Origin of the sequence: Nocardioides lianchengensis, from assembly GCF_900101465.1 — a bacterium.
Taxonomy (GTDB): Bacteria; Actinomycetota; Actinomycetes; order Propionibacteriales; family Nocardioidaceae; genus Nocardioides; species Nocardioides lianchengensis.
Genome location: NZ_FMZM01000004.1, coordinates 269,577 through 286,304, shown reverse-complemented (window position 1 = coordinate 286,304; position 16,728 = coordinate 269,577). Strand labels below are relative to the sequence as shown.

At 71.2% G+C, this 16,728-nt stretch carries 11 protein-coding genes; 10 read left to right on the top strand and 1 reads right to left on the bottom strand.

Annotated features, from left to right (window positions below):
• Nucleotides 1–4 precede the first annotated feature (4 nt).
• The gene (locus BLT76_RS09310; RefSeq protein WP_090854194.1) at nt 5–796 is read right to left on the bottom strand and encodes an IclR family transcriptional regulator; all 792 of its coding nucleotides are present in this window, start codon (nt 794–796) and stop codon (nt 5–7) included.
• A gap of 208 nt (nt 797–1,004) precedes the next feature.
• On the opposite strand from BLT76_RS09310, the gene kduI reads away from it, so the two are divergent.
• The 10 genes from kduI to BLT76_RS09260 all read left to right on the top strand — a co-directional run bounded on the left by kduI (nt 1,005) and on the right by BLT76_RS09260 (nt 16,652).
• Complete coding sequence (gene kduI / locus BLT76_RS09305) at nt 1,005–1,787, top strand: 5-dehydro-4-deoxy-D-glucuronate isomerase (protein ID WP_244509338.1); 783 nt, start codon at nt 1,005–1,007, stop codon at nt 1,785–1,787.
• Nucleotides 1,784–2,563 carry a 2-dehydro-3-deoxy-D-gluconate 5-dehydrogenase KduD gene (kduD, locus tag BLT76_RS09300; RefSeq protein ID WP_090854189.1) on the top strand — a complete coding sequence of 260 codons (780 nt, stop codon included), beginning with the start codon at nt 1,784–1,786 and terminating at the stop codon, nt 2,561–2,563. Before kduI ends, kduD begins: the two co-directional genes overlap by 4 nt.
• A 121-nt stretch (nt 2,564–2,684) precedes the next feature.
• Nucleotides 2,685–3,773, top strand: a complete 1,089-nt coding sequence (locus BLT76_RS09295; protein WP_090854186.1) for a sugar ABC transporter substrate-binding protein — start codon at nt 2,685–2,687, stop codon at nt 3,771–3,773.
• A 62-nt stretch (nt 3,774–3,835) separates the two neighbouring features.
• Nucleotides 3,836–4,783, top strand: a complete 948-nt coding sequence (locus BLT76_RS09290; RefSeq protein WP_090854550.1) for an ABC transporter permease — start codon at nt 3,836–3,838, stop codon at nt 4,781–4,783.
• Nucleotides 4,780–6,342 (top strand): sugar ABC transporter ATP-binding protein, encoded by a 1,563-nt coding sequence (locus BLT76_RS09285; RefSeq protein WP_244509337.1) that lies wholly within the window; start codon nt 4,780–4,782, stop codon nt 6,340–6,342. Before BLT76_RS09290 ends, BLT76_RS09285 begins: the two co-directional genes overlap by 4 nt.
• Entirely contained in the window at nt 6,343–7,338 is a 996-nt protein-coding gene (locus BLT76_RS09280; RefSeq protein WP_090854183.1) for an ABC transporter permease, read from the top strand.
• Nucleotides 7,339–7,382: 44 nt separating this feature from the next.
• A complete protein-coding gene (locus tag BLT76_RS09275; RefSeq protein WP_090854180.1) occupies nt 7,383–8,876 on the top strand; it encodes an aldehyde dehydrogenase family protein in 1,494 nt (497 codons plus the stop codon).
• A complete protein-coding gene (gene eda / locus BLT76_RS09270) occupies nt 8,873–9,520 on the top strand; it encodes a bifunctional 4-hydroxy-2-oxoglutarate aldolase/2-dehydro-3-deoxy-phosphogluconate aldolase (protein WP_090854177.1) in 648 nt (215 codons plus the stop codon). Before BLT76_RS09275 ends, eda begins: the two co-directional genes overlap by 4 nt.
• Entirely contained in the window at nt 9,517–10,614 is a 1,098-nt protein-coding gene (locus tag BLT76_RS09265) for a sugar kinase (protein ID WP_280139633.1), read from the top strand. Before eda ends, BLT76_RS09265 begins: the two co-directional genes overlap by 4 nt.
• A 392-nt stretch (nt 10,615–11,006) precedes the next feature.
• Nucleotides 11,007–16,652 (top strand): LamG-like jellyroll fold domain-containing protein, encoded by a 5,646-nt coding sequence (locus tag BLT76_RS09260; RefSeq protein ID WP_244509336.1) that lies wholly within the window; start codon nt 11,007–11,009, stop codon nt 16,650–16,652.
• The last annotated feature ends 76 nt before the right edge of the window (nt 16,653–16,728 follow it).

Here is a 16,728-nt window from a genome sequence, read left to right as displayed (position 1 = left end):
GGGGTCAGCGGACGATGCTGTTGTCGTTCACGACCGACAGGCGGGCCTTCACGCTCAGCAGGGTCTCGATGATGAAGTCCTCGCGGCCGTCGCCGAGCCGGCTGATCGGCACCGCGACGCTCATCGCGTCGACGGCCTCGCGCCCGAAGGGCAGGGTGACGCCGAAGCAGCGGACGCCGAGGCAGGACTCCTCGCTCTCCACGGCGTAGCCGACCTGCGAGGCGCGGTCGATGATGTCCAGCACCGCGCCCTTGTCGGTCGTGGTGTGCGTGGTCATCGGGGCGATGGAGTCCGGGACGTGACCGGCCCGCTCGTCGAGCGGCTGCTCGGCCAGGATCGCCCGCCCGAGGGCGGTGGCGTACGCCGGTAGCCGGCGACCCACGGCGGAGTGCATCCGCAGCGGGTGCGCGGACTCGCGCTTCGCGGTGTAGATGACGTGGGCCCCGTCGAGCCGGCCGAGGTGGACGGTCTCCTCGGTGGCGGCCGCGACCTCGTCGAGCAGGTGCGAGGCCCGGGCCAGCACGGAGTCGCCGTCGAGGAAGGCCGAGCTGACGACCAGCGAGTGGATGCCGAGCTTGTAGACGCTGCCGGTCGGGTCGGTCTCGAGCCAGCCGCGGTCGGTCATCGTCCGCAGCAGCGCGTGCAGGCTGCTCTTGGGGATGCCGAGTCGCGTCGAGAGCTGGAGCTGGGTGCCGGGTCCGTTGGCGGCGATCTCGTCCAGCAGGTCGAGCGCGCGCGCTGCCGACTTGACGGGGGCGGCGGCGGGGCCGCCGTTGATCGTCTTCTCCAGCTGCATCGCGGAGGGCCTTCCGAGGTGGTGGTCAGGTCGTCGGTCAATGGTGGCATGACAGTACGCCAGTTCACATCCGTAAACCAGTTTCGATCACTTGACCTGTGATGACGGCCACGTGTACGTTCCTGCCAGTTCACATAGCCGAACGTAGTTCATAAGACCGAGGAGTTCCCGCGTGATTCAGGTCCGATATTCCACAGCCCCTTCGAGCGTGGAGACAGCGTCCGCCGCGGACCTGCGGGACAACTTCCTCCTGGCGGACCTGTTCGTCGCCGGGGAGGTCCAGGGTGTCTACACCCACGACGACCGGATGGTGGTGGGCGGCGCCGTACCCGGCACCGGTCAGCTCGACCTGCCGGCCTGGACCGAGGTCCTCGGTGCCGAGAAGCACCTGGAGCGTCGCGAGCTCGGCGTCATCAACGTCGGCGGCTCGGGCCACGTCCTGGTCGACGGCGAGAAGTTCGAGCTCGACCACCTCGACGGCCTGTACGTCGGCCGCGGCAGCGACGTCACCTTCGCGGGTGCCGACGCCGCCTTCTACTTCGTCTCGGCGAACGCCCACGCCACGCACCCGGCGGTGCTGCTGAACCACCAGGAGGTCGAGCCGGTCGCGCTCGGCACTCCGGCGTGCGCCAACGAGCGCAGCCTCTACCGCTACGCCTGGGGGCAGGAGCTGCAGACCTCGGTCCTGCAGTTCGGCGTCACCGTCATATCCGACGGCTCCGTCTGGAACACCTTCCCCCCGCACCTGCACGACCGGCGCACCGAGGTCTACATGTACGTCGACCTCCCCGAGGACGACCGCGTCTTCCACTTCATGGGCGAGCCGGGCGCGACCCGCCACCTCGTCCTGCGGAACCGCCAGGGCGTCATCTCGCCCCCGTGGTCGATCCACTCCGGCGCCGGCACCGGCTCCTACGCCTTCATCTGGGCGATGGCCGGCGAGAACAACGCGTACACCGACCTCACCCCTGTCTCCCTGGAGGACCTGTGACCACCCAGACCGCCACCGAACGGCGTTCCCCCTTCGACCTGCACGGCAAGACCGCGGTCGTGACCGGGGCCGGCCGCGGGCTCGGCCAGGGCGTCGCGCTCGGGCTGGCCGAGGCCGGCGCCGACCTGGTGCTGGTCGGCCTGGCCGGCAGCCAGGACGGCACCCGCGACCAGGTCGCCGAGCTGGGCCGCGAGGTCGAGGTCATCGACCTCGACGTCTCCGACCACGCCGCCATCGAGCGGGTGTGCGCCCAGATCACGGCCACGCACGAGGTCGACATCCTCATCAACAACGCCGGCATCATCGAGCGCGAGGACACCGTCGACCTGACTCCCGAGTCCTGGAACCGCGTGGTCGACATCAACCTCAGCGGACTGTTCTTCCTGAGCCAGCACCTCGGCCGCCCCATGGTCGAGCGCGGGCACGGCAAGATCGTCAGCATCGCGAGCCTGCTCGCCTTCCAGGGCGGCATCCGCGTCATCTCGTACGCCGCCAGCAAGCACGGCGTCGCCGGCATCACCAAGGCCCTCGCCAACGAGTGGGGCGCTGCCGGGGTGCAGGTCAACGCCATCGCGCCCGGCTACATGGCCACCGACAACACCACGGCGCTCCGCGCCGACGCGGACCGCTCGCGCGCGATCCTCGAGCGGATCCCGGCCGGTCGCTGGGGCACGCCCGACGACATCGCCGGTGCGGCGGTCTTCCTGAGCTCGTCGGCGGCCGACTACGTGAACGGGCACGTCCTGGTCGTCGACGGAGGGTGGATGGCCCGCTGACCGTAAAAGTGACCCCCGCCACACCGTAGTAAGCAACCCGCATTAATCTCCGCAACAGCGGACCCCTGACCTCTCGGGCCAACCGCCGGAGCATCTGGCGTCAAGAAAATGAGGATCAACGATGAACTTCAAGTCACGTCCCGCAGTCGCTCTGCTGAGCCTGTCGCTGGCGGCCATCGCGCTGACCGGCTGCAGCGAGGAGTCGAACGCCGGCACCGGCGGCAGCGACAAGGCCGGCGCCTGTGACCCCGCCGACGTCAAGCTGGTCGGCCAGGTCCGCAACGAGTCGAACCCCTACGAGGCCTCCTGGCTCGACGGTGGCGACGCGTTCGCGAAGTCGGTCGACCTCGAGCAGCAGCGGCTGACCTACGACGGCGACTCGACCAAGCAGCAGGAGCAGATCACCCAGCTCCTCGCCGGTGACACCGACTGCCTGGTCATGAACATCCTGCCGAACGGCGACTCGGACACCCCGCCGATCGTCGAGCAGGCCCAGGAGGCGGGCGCCTACCTGGTGACGCAGTGGAACAAGCCGGCCGACCTGAACGTCACCGACTACGACCACTGGATCAGCCACATCACCTACAACGGCGTCGAGTCCGGCAAGCAGATCGGTGACGCGCTCGCCGAGGCCATCGGCGGCTCGGGCGGCATCATCGCCCTGCAGGGCATCCTCGACACCGGTGCGGCCAAGGACCGGTTCGCCGGCCTGGAGGAGTCCCTCGCGGCCAACCCCGACGTGAAGCTGCTCGACCAGCAGACCGCCAACTTCTCCCGCGCCGAGGCGCTGGAGGTGACCAAGACGCTGCTCACCAAGCACGGTGACGACGTCAAGGGCATCTGGGCCGCGAACGACGACATGGCGCTCGGCGCCCTCGAGGCCCTCAAGGCCGCCGGCAAGGAGGGCGAGATCGCGGTCGTCGGCATCGACGCCGTGCCCGACGCCCTCACCGCCATCGAGAGCGGCGCGATGACCGCGACCGTCTCCAGCGACGGCCCGTGGCAGGGCGGCATCGGCCTGGCGGCCGGCTACTGCGTCGCCACCGGTGAGCTCGACGTCGCCGACATCGCCGACGAGGACCGCGCCTGGTTCGCCGAGCAGTTCCTCATCCAGCAGGACAACGTCGCCGAGTACCTCTCCCCGGCCACCGACGAGGCCGACTTCGAGTGCGACAACGTCTTCAGCCGGTCGCAGGGCGCGATCTCGTGACCATGACATCCCCCGCCGAGGACGTCGACGTCGCCGCGGCGCGCCCCCAGCCTCGGCGGGGGGTGTCCCTCCGGGACTCGGGTCCTCCCCTCGCCCTGGTGGTCATCTTCGTGGCCTTCTCGGCCCTGAGCTCGGACTTCCGCAGCATCGGCAACGTCCAGAACATCATGGACACCGCCGCCGTCCTCGCCGTCGTCACGTGCGGCATCACCTTCGTGCTGATGATGGGCTCGATCGACCTGTCGGCCCCCGGGGTCATGGGCGCCGCCGCCATCGCGGTGGCGCTGCTGGTCGCCAACAACCGCAACGGCAACGAGCTCGGCGTCATCGGGATCCTGCTCGCGATCCTGCTCGCGGCGGCCCTGGGATGCGTGAGCGGGTTGGCGCTGGTGCTGCTGAAGGTGCCGTCGTTCATGACCACCCTCGGCGTCTCGGCCGTCGGCCTCGGCCTCGCGACCCTGATGTTCAACGGCGTCCAGCCGAACATCACCGACGGCACCCTGGCCAGCTGGCCGGTCGAGCGGCTCCTCGGGCTGTCCTACCTGACCTGGATCGCCTTCGCGTGCGTCCTGGTCGGCTACCTGATCCAGCGCTACACCCGGCTCGGCCGTTACGCCTTCGCCATCGGCGGGGCCGAGGAGGTGCTGGCGCTCTCGGGCGTCAAGGTGGCGCCGTACAAGGTCGCCGTCTTCACCCTGGCCGGGGCGTTCTACGGCCTCGCCGGGGTGATGGTGACCAGCCAGCTCAGCGCCGGCCTGGTGCAGGCGGGCAAGGGCTACGACTTCGCCGCCATCACCGCCGCCGTCGTCGGCGGCACCCTGCTGACCGGCGGCCGGGGCGGCATCCTCCACTCCGCCGTCGGCGTCCTGATCGTCATGGTGCTGACCAACGGCCTGGTCCAGGTGGGCGTCAGCCCGTACTGGCAGGGCGGCGTCCAGGGCCTCATCGTCGTCGCCGCGGTGGCCGCCGCGGTGCTCCCGCAGCGTCGTAGGAACCAGGTGACCAAGTGATCCCCCCGGCGAATCCCGAGATCGGCCAGCAGCCGCACCCGATGGTGCCCGCGCTGGAGGTGAAGAACCTCGTCAAGCACTACCCGGGCGTCAAGGCCCTCGATGGCGTCGACCTGGTCGTGCGCCAGAACGAGGTGCTCGGCCTGGCCGGCGAGAACGGCGCGGGCAAGTCCACCCTGCTCAAGGCGCTGGTCGGCCTGGTCCGTCCCGACTCCGGCGAGATCTGGGTCCGGGGCGAGAAGGTCCGGCTGCGCAGCGTCGTCGAGGCCGCCAACCACGGCATCGGCATGGTCTTCCAGGAGCAGTCGCTGGTCCCCAACCTCACCGCGGCCGAGAACATCGTCCTCGGCTCGGAGGGGGCGGGCGTCCGCGGCGGGGTCTACCGCTGGGAGACGATGCGCAAGCTGGCCCAGGAGCAGCTCGACAAGATCGGCTCCGACATCAACCCGCTCGCCCGGACCGACACGCTCTCCTTCGCCGACCGGCAGATGGTCGAGATCGCCAAGGTGCTGCGGATCGAACAGCGCAGCCAGCACCCGCCGGTGATCATCCTCGACGAGCCCACCTCGGTGCTGGAGTCGAAGGAGATCGAGACCCTCTTCACCCAGGTACGACGCCTGCGCGAGTTCGCCTCCGTCGTGTTCGTCTCGCACCGTCTCGACGAGGTGCTCGACGTCTGCGACCGCGTGAGCGTGCTGCGCGGCGGCCAGTCGGTGGGGGAGGTGGCGACCGCGGGCGCGGCGCCCGCCGACCTGCACCGGATGATGATCGGGTCGACCGGGTCCGACGACCACTACCACGACCAGGCCTACGAGCGCTCCGCGGAGCCGCTGCGGCCGATGCTGTCGATCCGCGGCCTGTCCGGCAAGACGTTCCGCGACGTCGACCTCGAGGTCGCCGCCGGCGAGATCGTCGGGATCGTCGGCGTGCACGGCTCCGGCCGCGAGGACGTCTGCCGCGCGCTGTTCGGCGCCGAGCCGACGCTCGCCGGCGAGGTGACGCTCGACGGGAAGAGGCTGGACCTGTCCAGCACCCGCGCCGCGGTCGCCGCCGGCATCGGCTACGTGCCGGCCGAGCGCAAGATCGAGGGCATGGTCGGCCCGATGTCGGTCGCCGACAACATGACGCTGACCAAGCAGCAGTCCCGCTGCGCCGGTCCGATCGTGATGCCGAAGAGGCAGTCGTCCCTCGTGGACCGCTGGATCGAGCGGCTCTCCATCCGCACGCCCCACCGGGGCACCCAGATCCAGCGCCTCTCGGGCGGCAACCAGCAGAAGGTGGTGCTGGCCCGCTGGCTGGTGGCCGGCGACATCCGGCTGCTGCTCCTCGACCACCCGACGCGCGGCCTCGACATCGGCGCGCGCTCGGAGGTCTACCGGCTGATGCGCGAGCTCGCCGACAGCGGCGTCGCCACGGTGCTGCTCGCCGACAGCCTCGAGGAGGCCATCGGCATGTCCGACCGGATCGTCGTGATGAGCGACGGCAAGGCCACCAAGCACGTCCCGTGCCCCTCCGGCGACAAGCCCACCCCGCTCGACCTCGTCAAGGAGATGGTCTAGGTGTCCACCCCCGTCATCGCCCAGCCCGCCGCCGAGCCGGTCGTGGTCAAGGGTGGGCCCACCCCGGCGCAGCGGCTCACGTCGTTCATGCCGGTGATCGCGCTCGTCGCGCTGCTCGCGGCGCTGACCATCGCGGACCCGGACTTCCTCACGCAGAAGAGCCTGACCGCGGCCATCCGCACCTCGGCGCCGCTCGTGGTGCTCGCCGCGGGCGCGACCCTGGTCGTGCTCTGCGGCGGCATCGACCTGTCGATCGCGGCCCTCGCGTCGCTGTCGACGGTCTTCTTCGCGATGTGGCTGCCCGACCTGGGCGGCCTCACCACGCTGGCGGTCATCGCCGCGGCGGCCGGCATCGGCGCGATCCAGGGCATCGCCCACGTCGTGCTCCGCATCCCGTCGTTCATCGTGACGCTCGGCGGCATGAGCATCTTCTCGGCGGTCGCCCTGGTGATCTCCGACGCGGGCCCGATCCGGGTCGTCGACCGCGACGCCACCAACTGGCTCACCCTGTACGTCGCCGGCTACATCCCGATGGCCTTCTTCGTGGCCGTCGTCGTGGTCGCCGTCATCGCGCTGGTCCTGAAGCTGACGCCCCTGCAGAGCTACATCACCGCCACCGGCTACTCGGAGTCGGCGGCCCGGCTGGCCGGCACCCCCGTCGACCGGGTCAAGGTCGGCGCGTTCACCGTGTCCGGCGCCTGCGCCGGCCTGGCCGCGGTCATGCTCGTGTCCCGCAACTTCAGCGGCAGCCCGACCATGGCCGACAACCTGCTGCTCCCGGCCGTCGCCGCGATCGTCGTCGGCGGCACCGCGATCACCGGTGGTCACGGCAGCATCTGGCGCTCGCTCGTCGGCGCGCTCGTCATCACCCTGCTCCGCGTCGGCCTGCCGATCGTCGGCGTTCCCTCGGCGTACGAGCAGATCCTCTACGGCGCCATCATCGTGGCCGCCGTCGCCCTGACCCTCGACCGCTCCAAGGTGCTGACCATCAAGTAGTCGCGCCTCCTCCCCTGTATCGCACCCACCACCTGGAAGGCACCATGTCGTACGACCGCCCCGAGCTCCTCCCCGCCGTCCGCTCGTTCCTGTCCTCGCCGAAGCAGCTGCTGATCGACGGCGAGTGGGTCGACGCCAAGGACGGCAAGACCTTCGCCACCGTCGACCCCGCCACCGAGCAGGAGCTCGTGCAGGTCGCCCAGGCCTCCGCCGTCGACATCGATCGCGCGGTCGTCGCGGCCCGCAACGCCTTCAAGTCCCCGTCCCCGTGGTCGCGGATGACCCCGCGCGAGCGCTCGCACCTGCTGTGGCGCATCGGTGACCTGATCGACGCCCAGGCGGAGGAGTTCGCCCAGCTGGAGTCGCTCGACAACGGCAAGAGCCTCGCGTCCGCGCGCGGCGACGTCGGCGTCGCGGCCGAGCTGTTCCGCTACTTCGCCGGCTGGGCGACCAAGATGGAGGGCACCTCCATCCCGATGTCGGTCCCCGGCAAGGAGTTCCACGCCTACACCCGCCGCGAGGCGATCGGTGTCGTCGCCGGCATCGTGCCGTGGAACTTCCCGCTCACCATGGCCGCCTTCAAGGTCGTCCCGGCCATCACCGCCGGCAACACGGTGGTCCTCAAGCCGGCCGAGCAGACCCCGCTCACCGCGCTCCGTCTCGGCCAGCTGCTGCTCGAGGCCGGCGTCCCCGCCGGCGTCGTCAACGTCGTCCCCGGGTACGGCGACGCGGGGGCCGCGCTGGTCGACCACCCGGACGTCGACAAGGTCGCCTTCACCGGCAGCACCGAGGTCGGCAAGAAGATCGCGGCCGGCGCCTCCAAGAACCTGAAGAAGGTCTCCCTGGAGCTCGGTGGCAAGGCGCCCAACATCATCTTCGCGGACGCCGACCTCGACGCCGCGGTCGCGGGTGCGGCCCTGGCCGGCTACTTCAACGAGGGCCAGTGCTGCGTCAACGGCTCGCGCCTCTACGTCCAGCGCTCGGTCTTCGACCAGGTCATCGAGGGCGTCGCCGCGGCGGCCCGGGCGATCACGGTCGGCAACGGCTTCGACTCCGCCACCACGATGGGCCCGCTGGTCTCGCAGGAGCAGCACGAGAAGGTGATCGGCTACGTCCGCGGCGCGATCGCCGACGGCGCGACCATCGCCGCCGGCAGCGGCGACCCGGCCGCCGACCAGGGCTACTTCTTCCGGCCGACGCTGATCACCGACGTGACCGAGCAGATGGCGATCCAGACCGACGAGATCTTCGGCCCGGTCGTCACCGCGATCCCGTTCGACACCGAGGACGAGGTCGTCGCGGCCGCCAACAACACCGTCTACGGCCTGGCCGCGGGCGTCTGGTCGAAGGACCTCGGCACCGCCCACCGGGTCGGCTCCAAGCTGCGCGCCGGCACGGTGTGGCTGAACACCTGGCACGCCGACGACGTCACCCTCCCGCGGGGTGGCTTCAAGCAGTCCGGCTGGGGCCGCGAGCTCGGGTCGTTCGGCCTGGACGACTACACCGAGCTCAAGACCGTGATCGCCGAGCTCCGTTGAGCCTGCTCGACGAGCTCGGAAGGCACCGCGTCGTCCCGGTCGTCGTCCTCGACGACGCCGACCGGGCCGACGACCTCGGTGCCGCGCTGGTGGCGGGTGGGCTGCCCGTCGCGGAGGTCACCCTCCGCTCCCTGCGGGCGGGGGCGGTCCTGGCCGCCCTCGCCGCGCGCGGGGACGTGCTGGTGGGGGCGGGCACCGTGCTCACCCCCGACCACGTCGACCTCGCCCGCGACGCGGGGGCCGGCTTCATCGTGTCGCCGGGCCTCAGCGCCGACGTCGTACGACGCTGCCGCGAGGTCGGCCTGCCGGTGATCCCGGGGGTCAGCACGGCGACCGAGGTGATGGCCGCGCGCGAGCTCGGCCTCGACACGGTCAAGTTCTTCCCGGCCGAGGCCAGCGGCGGCGCGCCCGCGGTCAAGGCCCTGGCGTCGGTGTTCCCGGGGCTCGGCTTCATGCCGACCGGTGGGATCACCGAGGCCACCGCGCCGGCGTACCTCTCCCTGCCGGCGGTCACCGCGGTCGGGGGCAGCTGGATGGTCGCGCCCGACCTGCTCGCCGCCGGCGACTGGGACGAGGTGACCGCCCGCTGCGCCGCCACGCGTCGTCTCGAGACGCCGCTGCTGGCCGGGGGGCCGCCTCCGTGATCGCGCTCCGCCCCGAGGCCGAGTGCGAGCTGGACGTGGTCGCGCTCGGCGAGGTGATGCTGCGCCTCGACCCCGGGGAGGGCCGGATCCGGACCGCCCGGCGCTTCGACGTGTGGGAGGGCGGCGGCGAGTACAACGTCGCCCGCAGCCTGAGCGCGGTCTTCGGGCTGCGCTCGGGCGTCGTGACCGCCCTGGTCGACAACGAGATCGGCCGGCTGGTCGAGGGCCTGGTCCGCCAGGGCGGCGTCGACACCTCGCTCATCCGCTGGGTGGACTTCGACGGCATCGGCCGCGCCGCCCGCAATGGGATCAACTTCGTCGAGCGCGGCTTCGGCGTACGAGGGGCCCTCGGCGTCTCCGACCGCGCCGGTACGGCGATCAGCCAGCTGCGCCCCGGCGAGATCGACTGGGACGACCTGTTCGGCCGCCGCGGCGTGCGCTGGCTGCACACCGGCGGCGTGTTCGCCGCGCTGGCCGACGGAACCCTGGCCGTCGCCGAGGAGGCGATGGCCGCGGCCCGTCGGCACGGCACCGTGGTCTCCTACGACACCAACTACCGCCCCAGCCTCTGGGCGGGTCGCGGCGGCTCCGACCGCGCACGCGAGGTCAGCACCGCGCTGGCCCGGCACGCCGACGTGCTGGTCGGGCACCCGGGCGACTTCGTCCTCGGGACCGGCGACCCGGGCGACCCCGGCGACCCCGGCGACTCCGTTCCCCCCGAGGAGCGGTTCGCGCGCCTCGTGGCGGTGCTGGCCGAGCAGATGCCGTGGGTGTCGGTCGTGGCGACCACCCTGCGCGTCGTGCACTCGGCCGGCGACAACGACTGGCAGGGCATCGCCTGGTCCCCGGGGACCGGCGTGCTGACCTCGGTCGCCCGCGACCACCTGGCGGTCCTGGACCGCGTCGGGGGCGGCGACGGGTACGCCGCCGGGCTGCTGCACGGACTGCTCGAGGGGGAGTCGCTGGCGACCGCCCTGGAGCTCGCCGCGGCCCACGGCGCGCTCGCGATGACCACCCCGGGCGACACCTCCATGGCGACACGGGAGGAGGTCCACGCGCTGGCGCTCGGCGGCAGCGCGCGGGTCCGCCGCTAGCGACCCGACCCCGCAGACACCTCCGACGCAGCACCGACGACGACGCCGGCCCCCCGGGCAGGCGTCCCTGCCGGGCACCCGTCGTCGAGAGCGATGTGAGGCCGGCTTATCGCCTCGTAGTTCGTATATATGAACGAAATCAAGAATCTGTTCACAAATCGGGACATAGTTCTTGACTCTGATGTGACGACCGCCATACGTTCGCTCGACTAGAGGGTGTTCGGACTTCGGGGCCGCCCCTCCAGAACGAGCCGAACCCCAGTCAAGGGAGCCCCATGAACGTGCTTCGCAGGTCTGTCCGCAGACGTGCTGCAAGGCGGCTAAGCCGCTCCGCCACACGCCTCCTCGTCCTCGCCGTCGGCCTGGTCGTCGCCCTCCCGGTGCTCGCCGCCGTGAGTGCCTCGCCCGCCACGGCCGCGGCCGACGACGGCAAGCTCAGGATCCTTCTGTTCTACAAAGAGAACTTCCACGCCTCGCAGGCCCAGGCCCGCGTCGCCGTGAAGGAGCTCGCCGCGAGCATCGCGAGCGAGTACGGCCAGACGCTGGAGATCCAGGAGACCGACAACCCGGTCGTCTTCACCCCGGAGAACCTCGCCACCACCGACGGCATGGTCTTCGTCCAGACCGGCGGGGTGCTCTTCAACGGCGCCCAGCGCACGGCCCTGGAGAACTACATCCGCGGCGGCGGCGGCTTCGCCGGCATCCACTACACCGGCTGGTCGGTGGGCACCAGCGAGCACGACGAGAACCCCTTCTACCTGCGGCTCGTCGGCGCGATGTCGGAGGGCCACCCGGAGAACCCCGGCGTGCGTCCCGGCACGGTCAAGGTCTCCGCGACCGGCCACCCGCTGACCGCCGGCATCGACGCCAGCTTCAGCCGCAGCGACGAGTGGTACGACTGGACCCTCAACCCGGCGCCCAACGTCAAGACGCTGCTCGAGGCCGACGAGATGTCCTACGGCAGCCTCGGTCGCCAGGGCACCAAGCACCCGATCACCTGGTGCCAGACGATCGACAGCGGTCGGTCCTGGTACACCGGCATGGGTCACGAGGGCACGGCGTACAGCGAGCCGGTCATGCGCCAGCAGATCCGGCACGGCATCGCCTACGCCACCGGTCTGCTCGCCGCCGACTGCTCGCCCCCGAAGAAGGACGTCGCCGGCGCCTGGAGCGGCGTGAAGCCGTGGCCGCTGATGCCGATCAACATGGCCCTCACCTCTGACGGCAAGGTCCAGTCCTTCGGCAGCGTCGGGACCGCGACCTGCAACGACAACGCCCTCTACGACTTCACCGGCAACAGCTGCGTGGTCCAGGGCGGCCAGACCGAGATCGACGTCTGGGACCCGAACGGACCCGCGCGCACGGTCGAGAACCTGCGCACCGGCATCGTCCAGAACGCGACGTACACCGACCTCTTCTGCTCGATGCAGGTCCAGAACCCGCACACCGGCGCCACGATGACCGTGGGCGGTGACGACGGCCTGGGCGGCAACGACCCGAACGACGCCGCGATCGGCGTGACGAGCTACACGACCAACCAGGGGCTGCGCAACGAGGCCCCGATGAACTACCCGCGGTGGTACCCGACCGGCACCACCATGCCCGACGGCTCCATCGTCGTGCAGGGCGGCAGCTCGCGCGGTGGCCCCGGCGGCCCCGGCGTGCTGACCCCGGAGATCTACACGCCCGACTCCGGCAACGGCTGGAAGGCCCTCACCGGCGCGACCAGCGGTGCGGCGTACGGCGACGGCGGTGCCGACCACGCCGGTGACGACGAGAACCGCTGGTGGTACCCGCGGGCCTTCGTCGCCCCCGGCAGCGGCAAGCTGTTCAACATCAGCGGCACCCAGATGTTCGAGCTGGACCCGAGCGGCAACGGCACGCTGACCCTGCGGGGCACCCTGCCGACGGCCGCGGCCAACCAGGGCGGCACCCTCGGCCGGCCCGTGGGCGCGACGTCCACGGCGACCATGTACCGCCCCGGCAAGATCCTCCAGGTCGGCGGCGGCGCCTGGTCCAACGGCGGCGGCGGCGCCGGTGCGCGCGGTGCGTTCACCGTCGACATCACCGGCGGCACGGCCAACCCGGTCGTCCAGGCCACCGACCCGATGCAGTACCAGCGCCACTGGGCCACCTCGACGGTGCTGCCCGACGGTGACGTCCTGGTCACGGGCGGCAGCCGCGACAACAACGGCGACGGCGGCTACGTCACCAACCCCGAGATCTGGGACCCCGAGACGGGCGACTGGACCACGATCGAGGTGCCGGCCGAGCGGGCCCGGCTCTACCACTCGTCGGCGCTGCTGCTGCCCGACGGTCGGGTCATGGTCGGCGGTGGCGGGGCCCCCGGACCGCGCAACTACACCGACGTCGAGTACTACTCCCCGTCGTACCTCTTCGACGGTGACAGCCCGGCCGCGCGGCCGACGCTGTCCTCGGTCCCCGACAAGGTCGGGTACGGCGGCACCTTCCAGGCCCAGGCCACCGGCACCGTCTCGCGGGTGACCCTGGTCCGCAACGGCTCGGTGACGCACGGCTTCAACAACGACCAGAACTTCCAGGACCTGCAGTTCACGCAGAACGGCGGCGCGCTGACCATCACCGCCCCGCAGGACGGCACCTACGCCCCTCCGGGCGCGTACATGCTGTTCGTCTTCAACGCCGCGGGCACCCCGTCGGTCGCGAAGATCCTGGACATCGACCCCGCGGTGAAGCAGGACCAGCGCACCCCGCAGGTCGTCGACCAGTTCGAGTACCCGCGGCTCCCCGCCGACTGGCGTGGCGGCAACCCCGCCCAGGTCGTCGACGTGGCTGCGGGCGCGCCCCGGATGAACCCGTGGAGCGTCAAGAGCGACGTCCAGCTGGTCCGCGGCATCGCGGCCAGCCAGGGCGGTCTCGGTGCCCAGGGCTACCACCTGGGTCTCGGTCAGTCGGGTCACCTCGAGCGCCGGCTCACCGGCCTCGACGTCGGTCGTGAGTACCGCGTCTCGCTGCGGTACGCCCGGGACAGCCGGGTCGCCGGCACCGGGTCGGCCACGGCCCAGCTGGCGGTCGCCGGGCTCGACGCGACGCTGACGGCCACCACGGCCAACCCGTCGCAGGGCAAGGCGGGCACGTTCGCGACGTACGTCGGCACCTTCACGGCGACGAAGCGCTCGGAGGTCCTCACCCTGAAGGCACCGGGCTCGGGCGCGGCGATGATGATCGACGACCTCGTCGTGATCAGCCAGGACCCGGGCACCGCCGACGTGCCGATCCGCTACCAGTTCGAGGAGGGCACCGGGCAGACGGTGGCCAACACCGGCACCGACTCCGGGGTGGGCCCGGCCGTGCTGACCGGCACCGCCGGCTACGCGAACGACGGCGTGTTCGGCAAGGCCCTGTCGATGACCGGCGGCAGCAACGTCAACGCGGTCGACCTGCCGGACAACCTGCTGCGCAACGAGACCGACTTCACCACCTCGTTCTGGGTGCGTCCGTCGGCCAAGCAGAACTGGATCGGGATGTTCCACATCGGCGACGACCTCGGCGACAACGGGAGCTTCTTCCAGATCCAGATGCAGACGCAGGCGGCCGGCAACACCGGACTCGCGGCGACGTTCAAGAAGAAGGGCTCGACCCTGCAGGAGCGGGTCTACGCGACCCCGACCAAGGACGTCGTCGCCAACCGGTGGAACCACGTCGCCTTCACCCGGACCGGCACGACCGGCACGCTCTACCTGGACGGCGTCCAGGTCGCGCAGCGCACCAACCTGACGCTCACCATGGCCGACATCGGTGCCACGGCGAACAACTGGCTGGGTCGCAACGGCTACCCGGACCCGGCGTACAACGGCGCGATGGACGAGGTCCGGCTCTACCGGTCCGCGCTCGCCGCGTCCGACATCGCCGCCCTCTACGAGGACGGTGCGGCCCTGCGCACCACGACGACGGTCACGGCCTCCCCGGCCTCGCCGTCGCCGGCCAACGAGCCGGTGGTCTTCACCGGCACGGTGCAGGGTGAGAACAGCCAGCCGGCCGCCGGCTCGGCCGAGCTCTGGGTCGACGGTGCGCAGGTCGGCGCCGGCGTCCCGCTCGCGCAGGGCGTCGTCACGTTCCCGGGCCACACCATGGGCCGCGGCAACCACGCGGTCGAGGTCCGCTACGTGCCGGACACCGGCTACCGCGCCTCGACGGGGACGCTCACCCACGAGGTGCTGCGCCCGCCGCCGGGCTCGGGCGTCCCGATCCGGTACCCGCTCAACGAGGGCACCGGGACGACGACCGCGAACGTCGGCACCAGCACCACGGTCGGCGCCGCCCAGCTCCAGGGTTCCTCGGCCTGGACCACGCAGGGCAAGTTCGGCCGCGGGGTGAACCTGCCCGGCGGTGCGTCGACGACGAACAGCCACATCCGACTGCCCGACAACATCCAGGAGGGCATGGACGAGGAGTTCAGCATCTCGATCTGGACGAACCCGCGGGCCCTGCCCAACTGGGTCCCGCTCGTCCAGATCGGCAGCAGCACGGACACGTTCTTCCTGCTGCAGTCGAGCACCCAGGCCGGTCCGAACGGCTCGGGCTCCGGGTTCGCCGCCACCTTCAAGAAGGCGGGCAACGGCAACCAGGAGCGGTTGACCCTGGGCGCGGGCAACGACGTACCGCTGAACCAGTGGACGCACGTGGTCTACACGCACAGCGGCACCACCGGGAAGATCTACTTCAACGGTGAGCTGAAGGCCACGCGCACCAACTTCACGTTCGACATGAGCGACGTGGGGGTCAACGGCACCACGACGGCGAACTGGATCGGTGGCACCAGCTGGCCCGACCCGCGCTGGAACGGGGTGGTCGACGAGTTCCAGATGTACGACTACGAGCTCACCCCCGAGCAGATCACGACGATCGGCAACGGTCCGGTGAACACGGCTCCGACCGGGGTCGCGGACACCTTCACCACCGGTGAGGACACCCCGCTCACCGTCCCGGCGCCGGGCGTGCTCGGCAACGACACCGACGACGAGGGCAACACCCTCACGGCGACGAACGCCACCCAGCCCGCCCACGGCTCGGTGACGCTCGCGGCGAACGGATCGTTCACCTACACGCCGGACCTCGGGTTCCACGGCACGGACACCTTCACCTACACCGCGTACGACGGGACGACCGCCTCGGCGGTCACGACCGTCACCCTCACGGTGACGAAGGCGCCCAACACCGCCCCCGAGGCGAGCGACGACGCGTACACGACCGACCAGGGCGATCCCCTCACGGTCGCGGCACCCGGCGTACTCGCCAACGACAGCGACGCCGACGACGACGAGCTGACCGCCACGAACCTCACCCAGCCGGACCACGGCACGGTGGAGCTCGCGGCGAACGGGTCCTTCACCTACACGCCGGACGCCACGTTCTTCGGGACCGACGCGTTCACCTACACGGCGCACGACGGTGAGGACGACTCCGAGCCGGCGACCGTGACGATCACGGTGGAGAAGGGTCCGGAGGCCACCACGGTCTCGGGCACCACCGCCTCGGTCGTCTACGGCCGGGCGGGCAGCGTGCAGGTCCGGGTCGCACCGGCCACCGCCGGTGGTCGGGTCGAGCTGGTCCACGGCTCGAAGGTCCTCGGGGCGGGCACCCTCGCCTCGGGCCGGGCCACGATCGCGCTGCCGGCGAAGTCGCTGGTGCCGGGGTCGTACCGGCTGAGCGTCCGCTACGTCGGCGACGCGGGGCACCGGGCCTCGACCGGGGCCGTCCAGGTGCGGGTCGCGAAGGCGACGCCCACGCTGAAGGTGACGGCGCCGAAGTCGGTCAAGCGCGGGGCCCGGCCGACGGTCAAGGTCACGCTCTCGGCGACGGGCGGCGTACCCCTGACCGGCACGGTGACCGCGAAGGTGGGCGGCAAGACCGTCAAGGGCACCGTCCGGGGCGGCAAGGTCACGCTGCGGCTGGCCAAGGCCACCAAGGCGGGCACGCTGAAGGTCACCGTGACCTACGCGGGCAGCAGCCTGGCGAACAAGGCGGTGAAGACCGTCAAGATCAAGGTCAAGCGCTGATCACGACCTGATCGAACGGGCGGGCCCGGAGGACGACGTCCTCCGGGCCCGCTTCGTTCGTTCGCCGGCGGGTCGC